Below are 22860 nucleotides of genomic sequence, written 5' to 3' on the forward strand. Positions count from 1 at the left end.
AGTTTGGGCCGTAATATAACGTGCGTATTAGCGGGCTAGAGTAAATAGGATTGATACGCCCGCAATACTGGCCTGAGTTCAGAAAAGCCCTGACCGGCTTACAAAATGAGTAATTTGACCATCCCTGGCCTGCGCTTATTTAGTATTGCGCGACTATCTTACCAAAATGTTGGCCAGATTCCTCGTACCGAAATGCATCGGCCAACGCTTCAAGCTCAAACGACTTATCGATAACCGGCTCAAAGGCCATCGTTTCGAGGGCTTTGACAAAATTCTGCTGATCTTGTCGCGAGCCTACGATTATACCGGTCAGGCGAATTTGTTTGCGCATAAGCAGCGCAGTAGGCACTTCCCCGCCAATCCCTGTCAGTACGCCAATAAGCACAATACTACCGCCTACCCGGCAGGCTTTTATCGACTGACCAAGGGTTGCCGGGCCGCCTACCTCAACCACATGGTCCACCCCGCTACCACTCCATTTAGCAACCGTTTTGCCCCACTGCTCGTCAGTTTTGTAATTGACCGTGAAATCGGCGCCTAACGCCCGGGCTTTTTCCAGCTTGGCATCGCTGGACGAGGTAATCGCTACTTTCGCCCCCATTGCCTTGGCTATTTGCAGGGCATACACCGATACGCCTCCGGTGCCCAATAGTAAAACTGTATCTCCCGCCTTCAAATTACCTTCCACCACCAGGGCGCGCCAGGCGGTTAGTCCGGCTGTGGTAATAGTCGCCGACTGCGCATGCGACCAGCCACTGGGGGCGTGGGTAAACCAGTGTGCTGGCAGGGTGACGTATTCACGGGCATAGCCATCGATGCCATCGCCCGGCGTCCGGGAGAAATCGCCAACCTGCGGGGGCCCCGACTGCCAGTCAGGGAAAAACACCGATACTACATTATCGCCTTTGGCGAATTCGCATACCCCTTCACCCACCGCGGTAACCACGCCTGCGCCATCCGACATCACGACTCTGCCGGGGGTAGGCTTCATGGTGCCGGACGCCACGCCGTAATCATGATAGTTAAGCGAGGTGGCCTTAATATTGACCATGATTTCACCGGCGCCAGGCTCTGGCGGTGGTGCAGTTTCACTGACTTTCAGACCCTCTAAACCCTGTTCGGGTGTGGCTATTGTTACTTGTTTCATTGCTCGCTCCATTACATGAGTAATGTTGTTGGTACTACCAATACGCCTAAACTGTTTACCCGGCAAGGGTAAATTGTCGTGCCAGACCCGCTAACCGGCAACAAGGTTTTGCTATTTTACCTGCTGCATGGGTATGGTAATAGCATCATTACCATACACTTAGAGAATTCCCATGAAAAAAACTGCTCTGCTGGGTTTGCTGGCACTGGCCTGCACAAATACGTTTGCGGCAATATCGCCGGCTGAACAAGCAGCCATCGATTACCTTGATCAACATCATGATGAAGCGGTTTCCCTATTGGAAAAGTCGGTGAACATCAACAGCGGCACAATGAACCTGGCTGGAGTGAAAAAAGCGGGTGCTTTGCTGATTCCGGAATTCGAAGCGCTTGGTTTTACCGTTGACATGACCGATGGTAGCGCCTTTGAGCGGGCGGGCCATCTGGTGGCGACTAAAACAGGAACACGCGGGCCGAATATATTGCTCATTGGCCACCTGGATACCGTGTTTGAGCCTGACAGCCCGTTTCAAACTTTTTCGCTCACGAAAGCGGGCTGGGCGTCAGGGCCGGGTATTGCCGATATGAAAGGCGGCAATATTATTATATTGCAAACGCTACGAGCCCTGGCAGCCGCTGGCGAGCTGGCCGATATGAATATTCAGGTGGTTATGACCGGTGATGAAGAGTCCAGTGGCCGGCCTTTGTCGCTATCTAAAGCCGCGCTGATAGACGCGGCAAAATGGGCTGATGTTGCCCTGGGTTTTGAAAATGGGGATGGTAACCCCGCCACCGCGAACACCGCCCGGCGTGGCGCTATGGGCTGGACATTAGAGATAACCGGCACCCCGGCGCATTCTTCGCAGATTTTTCAACCCGATGTAGGAGCGGGCGCCATTTATGAAGCGGCGCGTATCCTTCAGGCATTTTATACCGGCTTACAAGACGAGAAATTGCTGACATTTAACCCGGGTAAAATTATCGGCGGCACCCAAATCAGTCATCAGCCCAGCGCAAATAAAGGTATGGCGTTTGGCAAAGATAATGTGGTGGCAGAAAAAGCCCTGGTTACCGGCGATATTCGCGCAATTTCGGCTGAACAGCTGGAGCGGGTGAAACAAAAAATGCGCAAGATTGTGGCCCAGAACCTGCCCCAGACTTCAGCTTCCATTACTTATGAAGATGGCTATCCCCCGCTTTCTCCTACGCCCGGTAACGCACGGTTACTGACGTTATACTCGGCGGTGAGCGAAGCGCTGGGCCAGGGCCAGGTGAGTGCTATTGACCCACGCAATGCCGGCGCAGCGGATGTATCGTTCACCGCTGCTCATGTAAAGATGGCGTTGGACGGCTTAGGCATGGGCGGTACCGCTGGCCACACGGTTAAAGAACAGGGCGACTTAACCACGCTACGTAGCCAGGCAAAACGTGCGGCCCTGTTGTTGTACCGGTTACAGCATGACGGTCTGCCCGCGACCGATAACCAGCAGTAATCGATAAACCAACAATAACCGACACGCCTTGATGTTAACATTAAATTAACCAACTAAGCGGTCATAGCGGCCGCTTAGCAATGCTGTTGTCATCCGCGCCCGCACCCGCGCTAATATAAGTGTAGATCCCAGCGGGTTCAGACCCAACAAATAACAACTAAAAACGATTATTGTAACGCTGTATAACTAAAATAAGAGGCTTTATGTACTGGAAAGGATATCTCATTAGCGTAGCGTTAACTGCAAGCATGTTAAGCCATGCTGCCACTGCGCCCGCTAACCCCACACATCAACGCAAAGCAGATATTGAACAAACCATAGTGACCGAGCACACCACCCAGATTCGCGGTGAACGGGTGAAGTACCAAGCCACTGCGGGTATGCAACCGGTATGGAATGACGACGGTAAGCCGATTGCAACATTGCAGTACACCTATTATGAACGCACCGATATTAAGGATAACCAAACCCGCCCTTTGCTTATCAGCTTTAACGGGGGGCCCGGGTCGGCCTCGGTATGGATGCATCTGGCGTATACCGGGCCCAAAGTGCTCAATGTGGATGACGAAGGCTATCCGGTGCAACCCTATGGCACCAAAACTAATCCTCACTCGGTATTGGATGTGGCCGACATTGTTTATGTTAACCCGGTAAATACCGGCTATAGCCGGGTCCTGGAGACCAGTGAAGGTAAGTTGCCTTCCAAAGAAGACCAGCAGAAAATGTTCTTTGGCGTAAACGCCGATATTGCCTATTTAGCGCAATGGATAAATACCTTTGTCAGCCGCCACGACCGCTGGCGGGCTCCCAAATTTTTGATTGGCGAAAGCTATGGAACCACTCGGGTCTCGGGCTTGGCATTGGCTCTGCAAAATGACCAGTGGATGTATTTAAACGGGGTTATCCTGGTTTCACCTACTGAGTTGGGTATTCCCCGCGAAGGCGTGGTAGAAGCTGCTAACCGGCTCCCCTACTTTGCCGCCACGGCGTGGTATCACAAAAAGCTGGCGCCGCAGTACCAAAATAAGCCGCTGGAAAGCCTGCTAGAAGAAGTCGAACGCTTTACCCTGGATAAGCTAATGCCTGCGCTCGCCCGTGGCGGATATATTGATGCCACCAGCAAACAGCAGCTTATTAAGCAGATGGCGGCCTATTCCGGGTTGTCGGTCAGTGACATTGAAGGCAGCAACTTGGATGTCAGCACCCGTTATTTCTGGAAGGCGTTATTACGGGATGAAGGAAAAACCCTGGGGCGTTTAGACAGCCGCTATCTGGGTATAGACAAACAAACGGTGGGTAGCAGCCCCGACTACAACGCAGAGCTTACCGCCTGGCTACATGCTTTTACACCTGCCATCAATACGTACCTACGCAATGAACTAAAGGTAAAAACGGACCTGCAATACAATATGTTTGGCCCGGTACATCCGTGGGACAGAAGCGACGATACTACCGGTGAAGATTTACGCATGGCAATGGCGGCCAATCCCTATCTAAAGGTAATGGTGCAGTCGGGCTACTTTGATGGTGCCACCAATTATTTTGATGCCAAGTATACCCTATGGCAACTTGATCCTAGCGGGGCCATGCAGTCACGGCTAAGCTTTAAGGGATACCATAGTGGCCATATGATGTACCTGCGCAAAGCGGATTTAAAAACGGCGAACCAGGATGTCCGGGAATTTATTTTAGCGGCCTTGCCGAAGCCTGGCCAACCGGCAAAATATGAGCGTACCGGAAACGCTTCACCGGCTCGGTAACCCTGGCGCTTGACAAAAATTGCTGGAAACACGCCAAAGCTACAAGGGCACCTACTTACGATAACCTTGGCTTTTACCTACAAAAAAGCTCCCTTATAAAAGGGAGCTTTTTTAGGATTAACCCTACTTAAGCCACGAACTACTCAGGTAGCGTAATGTTCAACTCCAGCACGCTGCAGTCATCACTGTCTTCCAGCTGCACAGATACCTGGTCATCGGCTATCTGTACATACTTTCTAATCACCTCGAGTATTTCCTGTTGCATCATTGGCAAATAATCAGGCTCGGTGCGTTTGCGCCGCTCGTGCGCAACAATAATTTGTAGCCGCTCTTTAGCCACGGCAGCTGAGTTGGGCTTGCCCTTTTTCAGCAGGTAGTCAAATATGCCCATTATTTCCCTCCGAGCAGTCGCTTAAAGAACCCTTTTTTCTGCGCCTCCAAAAAGCGATGTTCCACTTTTTCGCCTAACAAGCGACGCACCGCGTCGTTGTAAGCCTGACCAGCAGTTGATTCCTGATCTAAAATAACCGGCGATCCCTGGTTAGAGGCTTTCAGTACGGCTTCTGATTCAGGGATAACACCTAGCAAGGGTACTGCCAGAATTTCTTCTACATCGGCAACACTTAACATTTCAGCGGTTGCTACGCGGTGCGGGTTATAACGGGTCAGCAATAAATGTTCTTTTACATTTTTACCCTGCTCTGCGCGCATGGATTTACTTTGTAAAATCCCCAGAATGCGATCAGAGTCGCGAACCGACGACACTTCAGGGTTAGTAACGACAATTGCTTCATCGGCAAAATACAATGCCATTTGCGCACCTTGTTCAATCCCCGCCGGGGAGTCGCAAATGATGTAATCAAAATCTTTGCTCAGATCATTCAGTACCGCTTGTACACCTTCCATGGTGAGGGCGTCTTTGTCCCGGGTTTGCGATGCTGGCAAAATAAACAGGCCGGGCGTACGCTTATCTTTAATCAAAGCCTGATTCAACGACGCTTCTTTGTTGATAACATTAACAAAGTCATACACTACGCGGCGCTCGCAACCCATGATTAAATCAAGGTTACGTAAGCCTACATCAAAATCTACCACCACGGTTTTATGTCCCTGTAGCGCCAGGCCAGTTCCTATAGCTGCGCTGGATGTAGTTTTGCCTACACCCCCCTTTCCTGAGGTTACCACGATAATCTTTGCCATTTACCTTTCCTCGATGAATACGTTGCGTATTAAACCAGTGCCGATACCACTAACGCATCCTCTTCCAAATATGCTTGTGCTGATTGTTTCCAGCATTGTGTTTGTATAGTGTCCTGCATCACGAAACGTCCGGCAATAGAGAGCAACTCAGCTTCCATTTGCTGGCAAAATATTCGTGCCTGCGTATCCCCTTTTACCCCTGCAAGTGCTCTGCCACGCATGGTGCCGTAAACATGGATATTTCCATCGGCCAGAATTTCTGCGCCTTCACTTACCGGTGCAACAATGATTAAATCGCCACCTTGGGCATATACCTGTTGGCCTGAACGTACAGGACGATCAATAACCTTCGCTACACCATTATTAGCCGGTGCGGCGGCAGGCGCCGGTGCGTCATTGTCCCCGGCCGGCAGGGCTGAATCCGTTGACTTGCTTTGGCTGATATCAGACAGCCCCAGATCGTTTATTGTTGTTCTTAATTCACCTACCTGACCTTTCACCGCCATCGGCTGTAACTGATGCTTTTTGCATAACGCTACCAATAGCTCAAATTCGGTAGCCGAGATTGCAGTATTTAGCTGCAAGATTAACGAAGAACGGGTAAAAAATTGAGGTGCACTGGCGACTTTAGCCGTCAGTTGCTTATCAAATTCATCAGGTTCAAAGTTGAGTATATCCAGTACAATACTTGTCAGTGTTGTACCTTTCATCCGAAAGCATTGCTCCGCCATTCGTGTTCCCTGGACTTACGATGGGCCTGGTAGCCGATCATCAGTGATTATTTGCTATACGTAAATTCGCCACTCTATCAAATTCCAGGCCTACAGCAATAGGCAGGCGTCAATCACTGTTACATTTGTATAGTAAATAGCCAATAATGGCAATGTAATTGACGTTAGCCACCTCTCGCCATTTATTCTGGCTAAAACCAGCGCCCCAGCTCGGTGCCAACGCTGGGGCTGCAATCCTGCATCTTTGCCTTACCGCGGTTACGATGGGTTGTCTGTCACCGGCTGCTGCTGGTTTTCTTTTTTGTCGTCTTCCGGGCTATGGTCGGCTACATAAGCGCCTCGCTCACCTTTCGGTTTTTCATCTCCGACGGTGCTGTCTTTGGAGGTTTGCAGCTCTATTGCAGAGTTAGCCTCAGCGCCCAGTAAAATAATATAGGCACTGAGATACAGCCACATTAGCAAGATCACAATGCCACCCACTGAGCCATAGGTTTTGTTGTAGGTAGCGAATTCGCTTAAATACAAGGAAAAGCCATAAGAAGCGGCTATCCATAGCAATGTGGCCAACACCGAGCCCGGTGTCACCCAACGCCACTGGGCGGGTTTGCGATGCGGCCCATACCGATACAGCGCCGACAAACTGATGTTAAATAATAACAGCATAATCGGCCAGGTTATCCAGCCTGCTTCGCGGGCGGTCATCAGCCCGCTGCTGGCCCAGCTGATCCATTTTGGCACAATGGTAATAAATGCCAGCGCTACAATAACAGTAACAATAATACTTAATGTGCAGGTAATCCGTGCCAGCAAGCCTTTAAAAAAGCTACGGCCCTCTGACTCGCTGTAGGTAATATTACAGGCAGTGATCAAAGCATTAGCACCTTTGCTGCTGCTCCATAGCGACAGAAGCAGTGACAGTAAGAAGCCCCAGCTTAATGTGGAATTCGATTTTTCGGTCAGGTTGGTCAGCTGCTCTTCGATAATATAGCGGCTTTGTGAGGGCACAACATCAATCAACAGTGCCATATGCTGCTGTAGTTCATCAGGAGACACCATTAAACCGTATAACGAAATAATTGCGCCCAGTAGTGGAAAAATCGCCAGTAAAAAATAGAACGCTACCCCGGCGGCAATAAGCGGTAGGTTATGTTCATGCATTTTTGTATAAATGCGTTTTAAAATAGCCCACCAGCTACCTGGGGATAACTCCAGAATAGAATGCGCTCGAACGCCATGTTTTGAAGCCATAAATTGCCTGCGGTCAATATGTTGATGACAAAGTAATGAGTATCAGATTATTACTTGGTGCAGGCCCGCACAGATTAGAAAAAACCGCTAAAACATTAAATCAGGCATTGAGGTAGTCTTGAAGTTGGGCTAGCAGGGCGGCATACGCCTGCTCTATGATGGCCAAGTGGGCTTCAAAAGAGGCCTGATGGGCTTCTTTTGCTTCGACCTCCAGTTCGTGTAGCTTACCATGCAGGTCAATGGCACCAATGTCTCCGGCCTGGCCCTTTAAAGCATGGCTAGCCTGTCGCACATTTTCGCAGTCCTGTTGTTTTACGGCGCTGCGTAACTGGGCGAGCTTGTCACTACCGCCCGCCACAAATATGCCAATGAGTTTTTTTAGCAGGTTTTCATTGTTCATAAGCCGGGTCAGCGCGCCGGGTTTGTCAAAGCAGATGGTGGTGCCCTGCAACTTTATCGAGCCTAACGCGGGGTTTTCTGCTTCTGCCATCGCTGGCGCTATTGCGGGCACGAATGCATTGGCTTCACACCATTGCAGCAGTTTGTTGGTTAACACCGTTATGGCTAAAGGTTTGGTGACATAATCATTCATACCCGCCTGTAAGCATTTCTCGCGCTCGCCGCGCATAGCATTGGCGGTCATGGCAATAATCGGCACATCTTGCATTTGGCTGCCCGCCTGACCTGTTCTAATGGCTTTGGTCGCCTCATAACCATCCATGCCAGGCATATTGCAGTCCATCAACACTGCTGCCACTGTCTGGTGATCCTCATGCAGCCGGGCTAAGGTAGCGATAGCTTGAGTCCCGTCCCTGGCTTTGTCGACCACCATTGCAAAGGTGTCTAGCAAACTGGCAGCCACTTCCAGATTAATCTCGTTATCGTCGACGATAAGCAAACGCTGTCCGGCCAGTTGGCCTTTTGCCGCGGCCGCATTGACGGTAAACTGATCACTATCGCGCCGCTTTTCCTGGCCGCCCGGCACGGCAGAGTCGGCGGTTCGAGGTAAGCGTTCGTCGGTAATTCTGGCTAAAAACTCGGAACGTAACACCGGTCTCGACAAACTGCAGGTCTGCGCCAGCTGATGTTTCACGAGGGGCTTGTTGGGCTGTTGTAGCAAGGCGATTTTACACGTATCGGCAAGCCCGCCGGGGGCACAGTTTTGCAGGTGCATCAGCAGTTCGCGAAACTCCATGGCATGGGCATCGATAATCAGTACATCAGGTACCGCGCTTCCGGCCAATGGCAGCTCATCAATAGTTTCATACCGCACAAACTCGCCGCCGAAGCTATTCACCATAGTAGCCAGTATGGCATGCTCTTCAGCGCTGTTGGTAAAGGCCGTAAATACCTTACCCGCTAAGCGCATGGCCGATTCGGGCGGATCAGTCTGCCAGGTAGAAGAAGGAATATAAAAGTCGACAGTGGTACCCTTGCCGTACTGGGAGGACAGTGTGACCTCACCATGCATTAGCTCACATAGCTGTTTGCAAATAGCCAGGCCCAGGCCGGTACCCCCGTATTTTGCTGCAATACTTTTATCTGCCTGGCTAAAAGAGCTGAATAATTTTGACTGGTTGTCTTGCGCAATGCCCACCCCGGTGTCTTCAACGCTGATCGACAGCTTACCATCCGCCCCTGTTTTGGTGCTGCTGGCTACCCGTACAATAACGGTCCCCTGGTTGGTAAACTTAATGGCATTGCTTAGCAGGTTATTAATAATCTGGGTTAACCGGTGTGGATCGCAGGTGAAAGAAACAAAGTGCAAGGCATTGGTATCAAGCAACAATTGCAGGCCTTTTTCCTGGGCTTTTACCGACATTGATGCCACCAGGCTCTCGATAAGTTTCAATGGATTAAAGGCTTTCTCTTCAAGCTCCAGCTTACCAGCTTCAATTTTAGATAAATCCAATACATCGTTGATCAACGCATTCAGGTTTTCAGCGCTGGTCTGGGCCATGGCTAAAAAACGTAAACCTTCGTCATCTTTTACAATACGCCCCAGTAAGCTAAGTGACCCGACTACGCCATTAAGCGGCGTTCGCATTTCATGGCTAATATTTGAAATGAATTTGCTTTTAATGTCGCTGGAGCGCACCGCATCCTGATGGGCTAACTCAAGCTGGGCAGTACGCTGGGTAATTTTCTGTTCAAGCTGATTGTTAGCCGCTACTATCTGCTGGCGCCACTCGCGCTGTTGCGTAATATCGGTAAATACCAGTGCTACCGCGCTTATCTCACCGCGCACTTCAATTAAACTGGTACGGCACTGATAGGTGCGCTGTTGAACGGGATCGCGCCAGCTAATCTCAACATCTTCACTTAACTCGTTTTCTTTAAACTGCAGTAAATTCTGGGCGGTAGCCTTATCCACTTTGCTTCCCAGCACATCTGCAATATCGTGACCGACAATTTTAGCTCGCGGTAGCCGGCATTGTTCTAAAAACCGTTGGTTACAGTTGGATATTACATTGCCGTCTTTGATCATAACAATGCCGTCGTGGGCGTTATCGAACAGCACCTGAACTTCTGCCTGGGTTTGCGCAAGTGCATAGCGGCCCCGGGCGGTGCGATGCATAATAATAACCACTGCCATCAGCACCAGGTATGCTCCTGCCAGTGCACCATACAACACTATGCGTTGATAATTGAGCTGCTGATTAAGGTAGCGCTTTTCTGTTAACCACCAAATATACATCGTATATTCCGTACGTCCCATGCCGAGTTTCACCTGCCGCTGGGAGCCAGCAAATAGCGTATGGTTAAAGTTGTTTTCATACCAGGTTAATTGTGGGTTGATGATGTTATGCGGGCTAAACGCCTCAGCAAACTGGTGGTTAAAGGCCGTCGCCGAATCCATTAAAGTAGAGCCATGGGTGTTGTGTACTATTGAACGGTCCGCATTGGCGATTAATAACCGGTTATGATCGTGAACTAAGATCCCCAGGGCGTTAAATAATTCGCTCAACTCAATGGTGCTACTAAGGTAGCCTGCTAATACGCCGCTTGCGCTATATAAAGGCAGTGTTATATCGATAACCGGGCGCACTGGATGAAATACCACCTGGTTGTGCATAGCGGGGCGAACCGCAGATACCCGCATGTTTTGCTCAGATAACTCGCCTAACTGAGCGAAAAAAGGGCTGTTGGCTAGCTGACGCAAATGCCTTGGGGGAGCGCTTTTTACGCCTAGGCTGGTTCGCCGGGCGCGCGCTATTTCCTGGCCCGCGGTGTCGATTAATGTAAGCTCACGATAACTGGGCGCATGCCGTAAGAACGCTTCAAGCATAGCGCGTACCCCGGGTAATAGTGTGCTATCCGGGCGCGTTGCATAGGGGGAGCCGGTCGCGCCGATAAACTGTTGCATTTGCGGGGTCTCAGTTAAAAACTGAATATCGTTAAAATACAACTCCAGGCGCGCTTGTAGCCGGCTTTGCGCTTCGTTCAGGTTAATTGCATGATTCTCGCCAGTCAGTTGATATTGTCGGGCGCTCAACTCCGCTTCGCTGAATACCGCCACCAGCACGATAAAACAGGTTAAACCACCGATAAGCAGCAGTATACGACGTGGCAATGTGATCAATAACGCAAATTTCACTAACGAGTCCTTGGCTTAACCGGGCTGCATACCCTGTGGTGTATTCACTATTAAAGCAGCCCTGAGTATTGCTTATATGATGATAGCAAGCATCGTTGTGCGCTTGTGTAGCAGATCATGTTGCGCAGGTTATACAATACAAATTTTGCCTATAAGCGATGGTGTTAACCGCTATCAACAATAAACTTTGGTATAAGAATAGTGCTTATTGCTACAAATACAGGCGAATATGAAAAAACTAGACTAAAGTTTGAAGATAAATACCGGTAACGCTTTTTCACACCCAGGTGGTGTTTGTTTTGATAAAGGATCTCATGCGAAGTATGGATATGAGTGTAACCAGACAAACGATTTTGATTGTAGACGATCAGCCTGAAAACCTGGTGCTGTTAGAGGCTGGCCTGGAGGATATTGCGCTTATCATAACCTGCCACAATCCGGCCAGGGTCGTTAATCTGGCTCTCAGCTATGCGCCGGACATTATTTTGCTCGATATTGAAATGCCAGACATCAATGGGTTTGATTTATGCAAAATGCTTAAAGAACACCCCCGCACCAAACATTGCGCCATTATCTTTATTACCAGCCACAACGACTTTGAAAACGAAACCAAGGCATTAGCGCTGGGCGCGGTAGATTTTATCGGCCGGCCAATAAATCTGAACGTATGTCGTATTCGCATCCAAAACCATTTGCATATACGTTCGCAAGAGATTTTGTTGCAGCAAGCCTATGACCTTCTGCAAAAAGAGAAAGAGCACTTACACATTACCCTCAATTCAATAGGCGACGCCGTTATCGCCACTGACAAAAATGAAAATGTGACATTTTTGAACCCGGTGGCCCAACGGCTAACCGGCTGGAACGGGCACTCAGCTATCGGCCAGCCGGTAAGTAAAATTCTTACGTTACTTGATGCCACCACCAATGAACCTATGCTAAACCCGGTGTCTATTGCACTGCGCGATAACCGCGTGGTGGCGCTGGCGCTGAATGCTAAAATTATCAGCCGGCAGGGCCGTGAGTTTCAGGTAGAAGACAGCGCAGCCCCGATCAAAGATGCTAATGGTGTGGTTACCGGGGCAGTCGTTGTGTTCCAGGATGTCACTGAATCGATTGCCATGGCAACGCAGATGAGCCATTTAACGAATCATGACCAATTAACCGGCCTACCCAACCGTTTGTTACTTCATGATCGCCTGTTACAAGCCATTCCCCGTAACCAAAAAGCGCTTACCAAGCTGGCAGTGCTGCTTATCGATATTGATAATTTCAAATTTCTTAATGATACGCTGGGCCATCAGGCGGGGGATAAAGTTATTTTTCAGTTGTCACAGCGGCTTGAGCAACTGTGCGATGCGCATACCTCATTATCCCGCATTGGCGGCGATGAGTTTGTTTTAATGGTGTCTGATATCATTACCGCCAATCATATAGAGATAATCGCAAGCCAGGCGTCGAGCCTGGCTGGCGAGCCGGTAATGCTAAACGAGGAAGAATATAAACTCAGTGTCAGTATCGGGATTAGTGTGTTTCCCGATGATGCAAAGAATGAAAAAGAATTGGTCCGCCACGCCGACACAGCCATGTATCGGGCGAAATCACTTGGCCGGGATCGCTTCTGTTATTTTTCAGAAGAACTACAAAATGTTGTTGATAATCGTTTTGCAATAGAGCGGCAGTTAAAACGGGCGCTGGACGACCATGCCCTGGAAGTTTTCTATCAACCTAAGCATAACTTAATAACCGGTGCTTTGGCGGGCGCTGAGGGATTGGTAAGGTTACGGGCCGAAGATGGCACTATTATCCCGCCTGATAATTTTATTCCGCTGGCCGAAGAAACCGGCCTTATCCACCCTTTGGGTGAACAGGTATTGGATCAGTGTTGCGCCGCTGCCAGCCGGTGGTTGAAGCAAGGTTCGCCGGTAAAAGTAGGGGTGAATATCGCAGCGCTACAATTCAGCAATAGTGGTTTTTTCGATACGGTGACCCGCGCGTTGAAAAAGTATGATTTACCCGCTGAATTACTGGAATTGGAAGTTACTGAATCTGCTTTAATGCATGATTTTGATGAAACCCGCAACATACTGCAAAAGCTCAGCGATATTGGCGTATCTATTTCATTGGATGACTTCGGTACAGGCTATTCAAGTTTGTCTTATCTACGCTTTTTTCCACTGGGCGTGTTAAAGGTTGATCGGTCGTTTGTAAAAGATATGCTGAGCGATGGACAGGCGCGCAGTATTGTTGATGCCATTATTCACCTGGCGCGTTCCATGCACCTGGAGTTAGTGGCAGAAGGTATCGAAACAAAAGCTCAGTTAGATGCCTTACGGGATTTGGGCTGTCAGGAAGGGCAAGGTTATTACTACAGTAAACCGCTGCCGGTGGCAGAGTTTGAGTCGCGCTATGTCAATATGGCAGATGCTACCTATTGTGCACGCTTGCAACTGGTAGATTCGCACCGTACCTAAGCGGCAAATACACTATTAAAGAAACCCACAACGATAACGCTACACTACCCGGCAATGATGTGTGGGCTAAAAAGACGCCATTGCCGGAAACGCTATTTTGCCTAGCACCGTGGTAATATCTTCAAGCTTGATAGGTTTGGTTAAAAAAGTATCCATCCCCGCTTTCAGGCACGCTTTGCGGTTGGCATCAGAAGTATCAGCGGTCATCGCAACAATAAAAATTTTACCCGTATTTTTAAAGTTTTGCCGTATGGCCAGGGTCGCTTCGACGCCGCCCATTACGGGCATCTCGCAGTCCATAAATATCAAATTATAGGGCGCTGCTTTGGCCTTTTTGACCGCGTTCACTGCTTCTTCCCCATTTACGACATAATCCGCGGTTACCTGTACCTGGGATAGTAATGACTCCATTACCAGCCGATTGATTTCGTTATCGTCCACCACCAGTATTTTTATATTTTTGAAACTGACGTTTTCGGGGCCAATATAGTCAATTTCGGCGCTGGTGCGCGAATCATCCACCAGGCTTAAGGGTAGCCTTACACACACCTGGGTCCCCACGCCCTCAGCGCTTTTTACCGATACCGTGCCGCCCAACTTATCGCACAACTCTTTTACTATTGCCAGCCCCAGGCCAGAGCCACCATATTTAGCTGTAATTGCTGCACTACCTTGTTTAAACGGCACGAATAGCCGGTCAAGCACCGTGGCCGGCATCCCAATACCAGAGTCGATAATACTAACCACTAAGTCAGTTATGCCATTTTTCTGCTTTAGCTTGGCGGTTAACTTAATGCCGCCGTGTTCGGTAAACTTCAGGGCATTATTGAGCAGATTAGAAAATATCTGGGTCAGACGGCCGGGATCGCCTATACAATATTGTGTGGGGGGTAAATTGATACGAAAATCCAACTCTACCTGTTTATTCTTAACCTGTGGTGCGTATAGCGCCTGCAAGTCGTCGAAAATATGTTTAGGCGCAAAGCGAACCGTTTCTAACTCAAGTTCGCCATTTTGCACTTTGGAATAATCCAGTACATCGTTAACCAGCCTTACCAGCAAATCTGCACTGCGGAGCGCTATGGCTACCCGGCTTTCGATAATATCCTGATTCGACTCCCCCACCAGCGTTTGCAGCATGCCGGTGATGCCGTTAATGGGAGTGCGTAATTCATGACTGATTTTCCCGATCATGGTGCTACGGGCTTTAAGTAAACGCTGCGCTTCGTTCTTTTTCTCGATAAGCGCATTACGGGTATTAACCTGCGCATCAATATCTTGAAAGGCACCAAAGATACGGGTGCACTGGCCATCAATAAATTCAGCCCGGCCCTGGGTGGCGACCCATTTTATCTTACCGGTGTAAGTTTTAAGCCTGACCTCCGTACTCCAGGGTTCGCCGAAGGTTATTGCTCGCTCTACCAGCAAAGTGATGCGGTCCCGGTCTTCCCCCGCATGATAAAAATCGATAGCGCTTTGGAGCTCAGGTACATAACCTGCCGGAACATCATGAATGCGTTTGGTTTGTTCGCTCCAGTATAACCGGTTATTGACCAGGTCGACTTCCCAACAACCGATGTCCGCAAGCTGTTCCATCTGGCCTTGTAATTCCAGCCGCCGGGCCATTTCCTGGCGCTCTTGACGCCGCGAAATTTCAACCCCAATCCACTGGGCAAATAAGTGAATAAAATCTATATCATCTGCGCTAAACGGCTGTTCACGAGGGATAGCAGAGGAAAAATTCAAGGTTCCGTAAAGCGCACCATTAACCACCACTTTCATCCCGATATAACTTTCTAACTGAAATTGTAAATAACAGGGGTGGTGGGCGATATCTGACTGTGCGGTATGCGATACCGCCATTGCTTCGCCGGCTTTTAGGGTATGTAAACAGTAGGTATCACCTAATGCCAGCACCATACCTTTACGTAACTCGGCGTTGGGGGATTCAACGTGCTCTATAGTATAGGCATCGTTTTGAATATGACTGACGATAGCATGTTCAAGACCAAAGTGGGCCAGGCCTAGCCGCAATAGCGCACCGACTTTGTCTTCAAAAGCCATTGATTCATCTGAGGTGAGCGAATGCAGCTCTTTAAGCATACTAATGACCCCTGTAACAACTATAGATACATTAATTTTTATTTAATGAACTAATAGTAGTTCATGCACTTATTGCTTGCCGAAAATCAACGCAGGTAAATTGCAGTGCTATTAGGCGATAGACGCTCAATGGTTAGCTGTGCGTGTCGCAAAAGTATCACGTAATGCATAGATACAAAATTAGACAAAAGTCGATATAACCTTTAGCGCTAAAAACTTATTTTTAATCTTTATATGTTCCTACACTTTTTCGCAGGGCGGCGTATATTTTGTTAATAGCATGTAAATTTAGTAGCTCGACTTCCTTTCTAAGCAGGAGACGCCTATGAGTAACCATCTTTGGGGACTATTACATCACCCGGACCGCGAGTGGCGCAGTATTAATGACGAACACGAAACGGTTTCCCACCTTTATATGCATCATGTTCTATGGATGGCAGCTATACCGGTTGTCAGCTCGTTCATTGGTACTACCCAGTTTGGCTGGTCGTTTGGCGGAGAAAAAGATATTTTACAGGTGTCGGTTCCCACCGGCATTATGATTGGCGTAGCGTTTTACGGTATGATTTTACTGGCGGTGGCCGCAGTAGGCAGTTTCATTCACTGGATGGCGCGTAAATACCCCACCCGACCCAGTCGGCATGAGTGCATTGTGTTTGCTGGCTACATTGCCACACCGCTGTTTCTAAGCGGACTGTTTTCTATTTATCCCATTTTATGGGTGTGCGCGCTGGCCTGTATCACCGGGGTTTGCTACACCGCCTATCTGCTGTATCAAGGCACCCCCAACTTTCTTGGTATCAGCCACAAAGAAGGCTTTATTTTATCCAGTACGATGCTAGCCATTGGAGTACTGGTATTAGAGGTTTTGTTAATGGGCGTGGTGTTGCTATGGAGCATGCACACTGAACACAGTATCGTCTGGCGATTTTTCAACTAACCGGCTGTCAGTTAATTAGACTACTTTGGCGTCTGCCAGAATCGCGCTCTGTCTAGGGCGTTTATACCACACAGTTGAATAGCTTCCTGGCTATTCAACTGTGTCTATTCGATAACCGTTATCTCCCCCCTTGCAGGCGGTTACACCGTGGCAAACCTCACTTCTTGTTCACCTCACTTTTCTGCCCGTTTAACGCGCACAGTGGGCCAATTTTTGTTTGATGCGTAAATACTGATACGGTGCGTCGCGCCAGGTGGGGGCGATGGTTTAAAACCCTTCCCCCTACACCGATGCCTGCGTACCCATTAGTTATAAATTTCTTGGCCAATGTAAATCATTATCAGGAGTCACAATGACAGACAATAGTTCCTATGCGAATAAATTAGTCGCCGGCAGCAATTTTCCGGTGATGAGTGCAACCAACCTTGATGGAAATAAGGTTGAACTGGGTAAGCCCAGAGAAGGAACCGACTGGCAACTGATAATTGTGTACCGGGGCAAGCATTGCCCAATCTGTACAAAATACCTGAACAACCTTGAGAAAAAGCGCACTCAGTTACTGGATATGGGGGTGGATGTAGTTGCCGTGAGCGCAGATAGCAAAGCGCAGATGGAAGCGCATTTGGACGACCTGGATATCAACTTCACCATTACTTATGGCCTGACTACCGAGCAGATGCAACAACTAGGTGTGTATATTTCAGATCCACGTTCTCCGGAAGAAACGGATCACCCTTTTGCTGAGCCAGGGTTGTTTGTGGTCACCCAGGAAGGCAAAATACTGGCTGTAGACATTGCTAATAACCCGTTTTGCCGTCCTGATATCGAGACGCTGGTGAATGGCCTGGATTTTGTCAGAAAACCGGAAAATGATTACCCTATTCGCGGTACGCACGCAGGCTGATAAACACCCCAATTAGCTTATAAAAGTTTAGATATATTCTGGATAAAGGGCTGTTTAACGTCTATTGATCGCCTGTTTAAGGGCGGTTCAATGAGCTGTTGAACCGCCCTTTGCTGGGTAACCCGTATCAATCTCCCCAGTCGCTTCGCTCCCTGCTCTGCTCCTCCGCTTATTCACGCTGCGAACTATACTGGTTTGATACATTGAACGGTAAGCCCTGGTGAGGGCGCAAAGTATTCGGTGTCTTTCGCCATAGCGCATAACTTGCTCAAAAAAATTGCTTGTGACAACCATATAAGAAAGTACAACATGCAAATTAGTGGCAATTGATATTGATATTGATAACTATTATCATTCAGGCCATGATTTCGCTATTTCTTATATAATGCCCGTACCTATTCCGTTATTCCGTTTAACCGTATTGGGCGCTATGCCGTGTTTATTATCTTTAAATACGCTGGCCGCCGCCTCTGAGGATATAGAGCACATTAGTGTGACGGCTGCCGGTTATCAGCAGCTGGTATCTCAGGCCCCTGCGTCTATCAGTGTGATAGATCATGAGCAATTAGCGTACAGAGCGTATCGCGATGTCACAGATGTATTGCGCGATATCGCGGGTGTAACGGTATCGGGTGGGGGTAGCAGGCAGGATATCAGTATTCGCGGTATGCCCGCGCAATATACCGCTTTGCTAGTAGACGGTAAAAAGCAAAGTGGTCGGGAAAGCCAACCTAACAGCAGTGGCGGGTTCGAACAGGATTGGTTGCCGCCGGTAGATGCGATAGAACGGATTGAAGTTGTACGGGGTCCCATGTCTACACTTTACGGCTCCGATGCTATCGGGGGTGTGATTAACATTATTACCCGAAAAGACAGTCGTGAGTGGGTGGGAAATCTGCGTCTGGAAGCAGTTCTGCAGCAGAATGAAGATGCCGGAAACGAATACCGGACCCAGTTATATGCGGCGGGTCCTTTGCTAACAAACACCCTCAATGCCAGCGTCAGTATGCTATCGCAACGGCGCATTGAAGATAATATTGAGCGCGGCTATGCAGATAAAACCCTTAGTAATATCAATGCAGCGCTGCATTACACGCTGAGCCCTACCGATATTTTGTCGGCCCAGACCACCTTACAGGAGCAGCAGCGCAGTACCACCGCAGGCCGCTCTCAGCCTGCCACTGCAGGCAACTCATTTACTGATAATGATCGCAAAACCTATTCGCTTACACATGAAGGAACCTATGACACCCTGACGGGCCGTTCTTTTGTACAGGTAGAAGAGGTGAATAACCAGGGACGCCAACTACAAATCACCAATACTCTGGCCAATACTCAGTGGAATTTTATGGCGCTTGAGCACCATACTATTACCCTGGGCGCTGAGTATAGCTATGAAGATCTGTCGGAAAATATAGCAACCCAGGGGGTCAGCCTGACGAACCGGCAGGTATCGCTATACGGCTCAAACGAATGGCATACCACTGATGATATTTCGCTTACCTTTGGCTTGCGCTTAGACAACAATGAACAGTTTGATGAACACTACAGCCCCCGTGTATATGCCGTTTATACCTTAGATGATAACTGGACAATCAAAGGGGGTATCGCTACAGGCTACCGTGCGCCAGACCTACGGGATATGGCCGCAGGTTGGGTACAGGAGAGCCGCGGCGGCGATATTTATGGCAATCCCGAGCTACAACCAGAAACGACCATAAGCCAGGATATCGCGGTTTATTATGCGCCGAACAATACTTTTAACACGAGTCTATCCCTGTTTAACAATGATTTTTCTGACAAAATCAGCGTGGCTACTTGTCCGCTCCAGTATTGTGCGCAACCAGATGCCCGCTACAACATCAATATTGATGAAGCGCGTTCGCGCGGGATTGAGTTTAGTCTGAGCCAACAGATAGGCGCGGTGTATATCGATACCGCCTATACCTATACCTCGTCGCAACAAAAGACGGGCGATAACGCAGGCTTACCGCTGACTCAGTTACCCCGGCATAAACTGACCGTTAATACACGTTGGCAAGCTCACGAAGCCCTGGAGCTATGGAGTCGCACCACGTTTCGCGGTGCAGAAACTGAATTGGCGAGCGTGGGCTCTCGCAGTATACTGGCGCCTTCACGAACGTTGATTGATATTGGCATGAACTGGCGTTATAACAGCCATCTAGAGTTACTCAGCGGTATCTATAATGTATTAGACAAAACCCTACGCTATGATGATTACGGTTATGTAGAAGATGGCCGTCGCTTGTGGCTTTCAGCAAAAATGCGGTTTTAATTTATGATGCGTAGTTACTATGTGTGCTGGCTGCTCACTCTTTTGAGCTGGCCGGTGTGCGCGGCTCCCTCAACCCAGAGTTTGTTGGAAGAAGCACAGCGCTACGCCGCGGATTATCCCGGCCTGATCTCCTTGTGCGACTTAACTCAGCGCACTGGCCACCCTTCGCGCGCGCCCTCCTATAGAGCGAAGGGACCCCCGCCTGTTTCTCTTCCCAACGAGCCCGATATTGAAGCCAGCACATTAACACCCTCCCGGGTTACTGGTAAAACACTCCCCCGGCGAACCATTGCGCCAACCAAAGTATTCGACAATCTATATTATGTAGGCGCTGGCAATGTGGCTGCATGGGTAATTCAAACCAGCGAAGGGCTGATTTTAATCGATACACTCAATAATGCTGCTCAGGCGCAACAATATATTGTTAAAGGGTTACGCACCCTGGGCCTTGATCCTGCTGACATTAAGTACATTGTGATTACCCATGAGCATGGTGACCATTATGGCGGCCAGGCGTTTTTAACTGCCCAGTACCAGCCGACACTATTAATGAGTGAACGGGGCTGGCAGGCGTTGCAAAATGGTACGGTCGCGGTGCACAGCTCACGCTGGGGCCCGGCGCCCACGAAAGTAACCACCGTTGCCCACCGCAGCCGCATAACACTGGGGGAAATTACCGTGCAGTTTTTTGCCACCCCAGGCCATACGCCCGGTACGCTATCGGTAGTATTTGATGTTAAAGATAGCGAGAATACCCATACAGCGGTGTTGTGGGGCGGAACTGGCCTAAACTTTGGCCCCCAAGGCTTACAGTTACAACAATATGCACATTCTGCCCTCGCCATGCAGCAAACTGTACAGCAGCTCAACATTGAGGTGTTCCTATCCAACCACCCGGGCCGTGACGGTACTGCCCAGCGTATACAACAGTTGGCGCAGCGCTCCCCTCAGGCTCATCCGTTCGTCAGCAATGTCAGCCACGTTACCAGCGCCTTCAGGTTGCTGGAAATTTGTGCCCTGATCCAGTATCAACATATCGGCTTAGCTGAAAAACCATAGCAGTTAGCCCGGGTCGCGGGTTTCGGCCAGGCACCCTATCCTTTAAAATCGGTAGCCCGTAGCAGCACGTCCTCTGGCTACGGAAACATCTGTAAGGCGTGGTGTATCAGTAACCTCACTGTGTTTAACATTTGAAAAATAATGGCAATCTGCGCCCTGGCCCAGTATCAATATAGCGGCATAACCGGAAGGTCATAGCGGTGACTCTTCAGCACCCAGAATCTGCTTTAACGCAGCCAGCGGCATTGGGCGATGATAGAAAAACCCCTGATGCGTAAGAATACCCAACGTGTTACACAGGGCCAACTGGCTTTTACTTTCGACCCCCTCGGCCACTATGGCAATGTGCTGCCTGGCTAACATAAGCGCCAGGCCCTCAAGTACGTGCTTATGTCGTGAATCAGCATCGGTGATCCTTTGTATAATGGTTTTATCGACTTTAACGATATCCACCGGACAATGCAGCAAATAAGATAGCGACGAATACCCGGTGCCAAAATCGTCCAACGCGATGCGTACGCCCATCGCTGAAAGAGCATTAAGCTGCGTAGTGACTCTGTCATCCTGTTTTAGCAGCGCGGTTTCGGTTATCTCTATAACCACATATTCAGGCCTGACCTGATATTTTGCCAGCGTCTGTTCAACAAATTGAGCAAAACCGGCAAACGCTAACTGGCGTGGCGATACGTTCACTGTGATATAAAAGTCGGCGGGTAAATGAGGTTTAATCGCATCAAAACTGTGCAGCGCGGTTTCAAATACCCAGTGGCCAATCTGCTGTATCAACCCGGCCTCTTCTGCCACCGGGATAAATTCTTCCGGCGCGGTGGTAGTATGGCCGGTCGGCCAACGAATCAGCGTTTCCATGCCCACCATGATCCCCTGGCTTACAATAGGTTGAAACACGACGCCAAAATTCATCATCGTAGTGGCATCACGTAGTTTCTGTTCAATTTTAAATTTACGCAAAAATGCCTGTTGCATATTGTCTTCAAAGATACATATGCGCGACCCCACCTCATGTTTGGCGCGATACATAGCTATATCAGCAAATTTCATCAACTCTTTTACTGATTGGCCGTTTTGCGGGCTCAGGGCAATTCCTACACTGCCCCGGCAAAAAATTTTGTGGCCGTCTATATCAAACTCCGTGGCAAACACCGCTAGCATACGCCGCGCTACGGTGTGAACTTCCTGCAGTGAATACAAATGCCCACTGGCGAACCCAAATTCGTCGCCGCCTAGCCGCGCTAACATTTCATTTTCGCGCAATGTTCGCTTCATGCGGCCGGTCACCGCTATAAGCAGTTTGTCTCCTATGGGGTGCCCAAAGGTGTCGTTAATGTGTTTGAATTTGTCTAAATCCAGTAACATCACCGCTACCATAGCCTCAGGTGTGCGCTTGGCAGACAGTAACAGGGCATCGAGCGCTTGTTCAAAGAAATAACGGTTATGCAGCCCGGTCAGCGTGTCCTGCTCGGCCAGTACTCTGACTTTCTGGTAGCTTGCTACCAGCTTTCGCTCTAGTTCACTGCGTTTTTGGGATTGTAAAATTGAGCGCTTTAACTGCGCCGGAGTAACATCTTCTTTAAGTAAAAAGTCATGTGCACCGGCATTAATACAATTCACCACAACCTCATCAGAGGCGCGGTTACTCAGCATAATAATGGCCGCTCGGCTTAAGGTGGGGTTATCGCGCAATATGGTTATCGCTTCAACGCCGGTGGTGCCCGGTAGCTGATAGTCCATCAATATGACGTCAAAAGCGTGATGTTCGGCTTGCACGAATGCATCGTTGGCGTTAGAGACTTCAATAATCTGATGGGGGGAATGACTACAATTAAGTGCGCGCTTAATAGCGCGTCGGTCTATGTCATCATCGTCTACCAGTAATACGCGGGTGGCCAT

The 22860-nt window shown here is 49.2% G+C and carries 15 protein-coding genes; 7 read left to right on the forward strand and 8 right to left on the reverse strand.

Annotation, left to right across the window (positions count from 1 at the left end):
- Positions 1-139 precede the first annotated feature (139 nt).
- Positions 140-1147, reverse strand: coding sequence for a zinc-dependent alcohol dehydrogenase family protein (locus tag D0Y50_RS14095; protein WP_117317499.1), 1008 nt, complete (start codon positions 1145-1147; stop codon positions 140-142).
- 172 nt (positions 1148-1319) lie between these two features.
- On the opposite strand from D0Y50_RS14095, the gene D0Y50_RS14100 reads away from it, so the two are divergent.
- Both D0Y50_RS14100 and D0Y50_RS14105 read left to right on the forward strand, forming a co-directional pair.
- Entirely contained in the window at positions 1320-2639 is a 1320-nt protein-coding gene (locus D0Y50_RS14100) for a M20/M25/M40 family metallo-hydrolase (RefSeq protein ID WP_117317501.1), read from the forward strand.
- Positions 2640-2842: 203 nt separating this feature from the next.
- Positions 2843-4399 carry a S10 family peptidase gene (locus D0Y50_RS14105; RefSeq protein WP_117317503.1) on the forward strand — a complete coding sequence of 519 codons (1557 nt, stop codon included), beginning with the start codon at positions 2843-2845 and terminating at the stop codon, positions 4397-4399.
- Between the two features lie 139 nt (positions 4400-4538).
- On the opposite strand, the gene minE is transcribed toward D0Y50_RS14105, so the two are convergent.
- From minE to D0Y50_RS14130, 5 genes are all read right to left on the reverse strand, one after another.
- On the reverse strand, positions 4539-4790 hold the full coding sequence (minE, locus tag D0Y50_RS14110; protein WP_108565879.1) for a cell division topological specificity factor MinE: 252 nt from the start codon (positions 4788-4790) through the stop codon (positions 4539-4541).
- A complete protein-coding gene (minD, locus tag D0Y50_RS14115) occupies positions 4790-5599 on the reverse strand; it encodes a septum site-determining protein MinD (protein WP_108565878.1) in 810 nt (269 codons plus the stop codon). The genes minE and minD overlap by 1 nt, the downstream gene beginning before the upstream one ends.
- A 29-nt stretch (positions 5600-5628) precedes the next feature.
- Positions 5629-6330, reverse strand: a complete 702-nt coding sequence (gene minC / locus D0Y50_RS14120; protein WP_108565877.1) for a septum site-determining protein MinC — start codon at positions 6328-6330, stop codon at positions 5629-5631.
- A gap of 258 nt (positions 6331-6588) precedes the next feature.
- Positions 6589-7578 carry a YihY/virulence factor BrkB family protein gene (locus D0Y50_RS14125; RefSeq protein ID WP_108565876.1) on the reverse strand — a complete coding sequence of 330 codons (990 nt, stop codon included), beginning with the start codon at positions 7576-7578 and terminating at the stop codon, positions 6589-6591.
- Between the two features lie 100 nt (positions 7579-7678).
- Entirely contained in the window at positions 7679-11176 is a 3498-nt protein-coding gene (locus D0Y50_RS14130) for an ATP-binding protein (RefSeq protein ID WP_117317505.1), read from the reverse strand.
- A 329-nt stretch (positions 11177-11505) separates the two neighbouring features.
- Here D0Y50_RS14130 and D0Y50_RS14135 point away from each other — a divergent pair, with 329 nt between their 5' ends.
- Positions 11506-13650, forward strand: a complete 2145-nt coding sequence (locus D0Y50_RS14135; RefSeq protein WP_232366267.1) for a two-component system response regulator — start codon at positions 11506-11508, stop codon at positions 13648-13650.
- A gap of 66 nt (positions 13651-13716) precedes the next feature.
- Here the strand turns inward: D0Y50_RS14135 and D0Y50_RS14140 are convergent, their stop codons facing one another.
- On the reverse strand, positions 13717-15753 hold the full coding sequence (locus D0Y50_RS14140) for a hybrid sensor histidine kinase/response regulator (protein WP_117317510.1): 2037 nt from the start codon (positions 15751-15753) through the stop codon (positions 13717-13719).
- 325 nt (positions 15754-16078) lie between these two features.
- Between D0Y50_RS14140 and D0Y50_RS14145 the strand changes: the two genes are divergently transcribed.
- The 4 genes from D0Y50_RS14145 (at position 16079) to D0Y50_RS14160 (ending at position 20952) form a co-directional block, all read left to right on the forward strand.
- Positions 16079-16693: a Yip1 family protein gene (locus D0Y50_RS14145; RefSeq protein ID WP_108565872.1), complete on the forward strand. Its 615-nt coding sequence runs from the start codon at positions 16079-16081 to the stop codon at positions 16691-16693.
- 352 nt (positions 16694-17045) lie between these two features.
- Positions 17046-17597 carry a redoxin domain-containing protein gene (locus tag D0Y50_RS14150; protein WP_108565871.1) on the forward strand — a complete coding sequence of 184 codons (552 nt, stop codon included), beginning with the start codon at positions 17046-17048 and terminating at the stop codon, positions 17595-17597.
- A 319-nt stretch (positions 17598-17916) separates the two neighbouring features.
- Positions 17917-19893, forward strand: coding sequence for a TonB-dependent receptor domain-containing protein (locus D0Y50_RS14155; RefSeq protein WP_232366268.1), 1977 nt, complete (start codon positions 17917-17919; stop codon positions 19891-19893).
- A 3-nt stretch (positions 19894-19896) separates the two neighbouring features.
- On the forward strand, positions 19897-20952 hold the full coding sequence (locus tag D0Y50_RS14160) for an MBL fold metallo-hydrolase (RefSeq protein WP_117317513.1): 1056 nt from the start codon (positions 19897-19899) through the stop codon (positions 20950-20952).
- A gap of 192 nt (positions 20953-21144) precedes the next feature.
- On the opposite strand, the gene D0Y50_RS14165 is transcribed toward D0Y50_RS14160, so the two are convergent.
- Entirely contained in the window at positions 21145-22860 is a 1716-nt protein-coding gene (locus D0Y50_RS14165; protein WP_170145520.1) for a putative bifunctional diguanylate cyclase/phosphodiesterase, read from the reverse strand.

The sequence above is a fragment of the Salinimonas sediminis genome (assembly GCF_003429285.1).
Taxonomy (GTDB): domain Bacteria; phylum Pseudomonadota; class Gammaproteobacteria; order Enterobacterales; family Alteromonadaceae; genus Alteromonas; species Alteromonas indica.

What these genes read in the sequence shown, in the direction of transcription:
- D0Y50_RS14095 (WP_117317499.1), bottom strand. Translation starts at nt 1,147, where the DNA reads ATGAAACAAGTAACAATAGCCACACCCGAACAGGGTTTAGAGGGTCTG.
- D0Y50_RS14100 (WP_117317501.1), top strand. Translation starts at nt 1,320, where the DNA reads ATGAAAAAAACTGCTCTGCTGGGTTTGCTGGCACTGGCCTGCACAAAT.
- D0Y50_RS14105 (WP_117317503.1), top strand. Translation starts at nt 2,843, where the DNA reads ATGTACTGGAAAGGATATCTCATTAGCGTAGCGTTAACTGCAAGCATG.
- minE (WP_108565879.1), bottom strand. Translation starts at nt 4,790, where the DNA reads ATGGGCATATTTGACTACCTGCTGAAAAAGGGCAAGCCCAACTCAGCT.
- minD (WP_108565878.1), bottom strand. Translation starts at nt 5,599, where the DNA reads ATGGCAAAGATTATCGTGGTAACCTCAGGAAAGGGGGGTGTAGGCAAA.
- minC (WP_108565877.1), bottom strand. Translation starts at nt 6,330, where the DNA reads ATGGCGGAGCAATGCTTTCGGATGAAAGGTACAACACTGACAAGTATT.
- D0Y50_RS14125 (WP_108565876.1), bottom strand. Translation starts at nt 7,578, where the DNA reads ATGGCTTCAAAACATGGCGTTCGAGCGCATTCTATTCTGGAGTTATCC.
- D0Y50_RS14135 (WP_232366267.1), top strand. Translation starts at nt 11,506, where the DNA reads ATGAGTGTAACCAGACAAACGATTTTGATTGTAGACGATCAGCCTGAA.
- D0Y50_RS14140 (WP_117317510.1), bottom strand. Translation starts at nt 15,753, where the DNA reads ATGCTTAAAGAGCTGCATTCGCTCACCTCAGATGAATCAATGGCTTTT.
- D0Y50_RS14145 (WP_108565872.1), top strand. Translation starts at nt 16,079, where the DNA reads ATGAGTAACCATCTTTGGGGACTATTACATCACCCGGACCGCGAGTGG.
- D0Y50_RS14150 (WP_108565871.1), top strand. Translation starts at nt 17,046, where the DNA reads ATGACAGACAATAGTTCCTATGCGAATAAATTAGTCGCCGGCAGCAAT.
- D0Y50_RS14160 (WP_117317513.1), top strand. Translation starts at nt 19,897, where the DNA reads ATGATGCGTAGTTACTATGTGTGCTGGCTGCTCACTCTTTTGAGCTGG.
- D0Y50_RS14165 (WP_170145520.1), bottom strand. Translation starts at nt 22,860, where the DNA reads ATGGCCACCCGCGTATTACTGGTAGACGATGATGACATAGACCGACGC.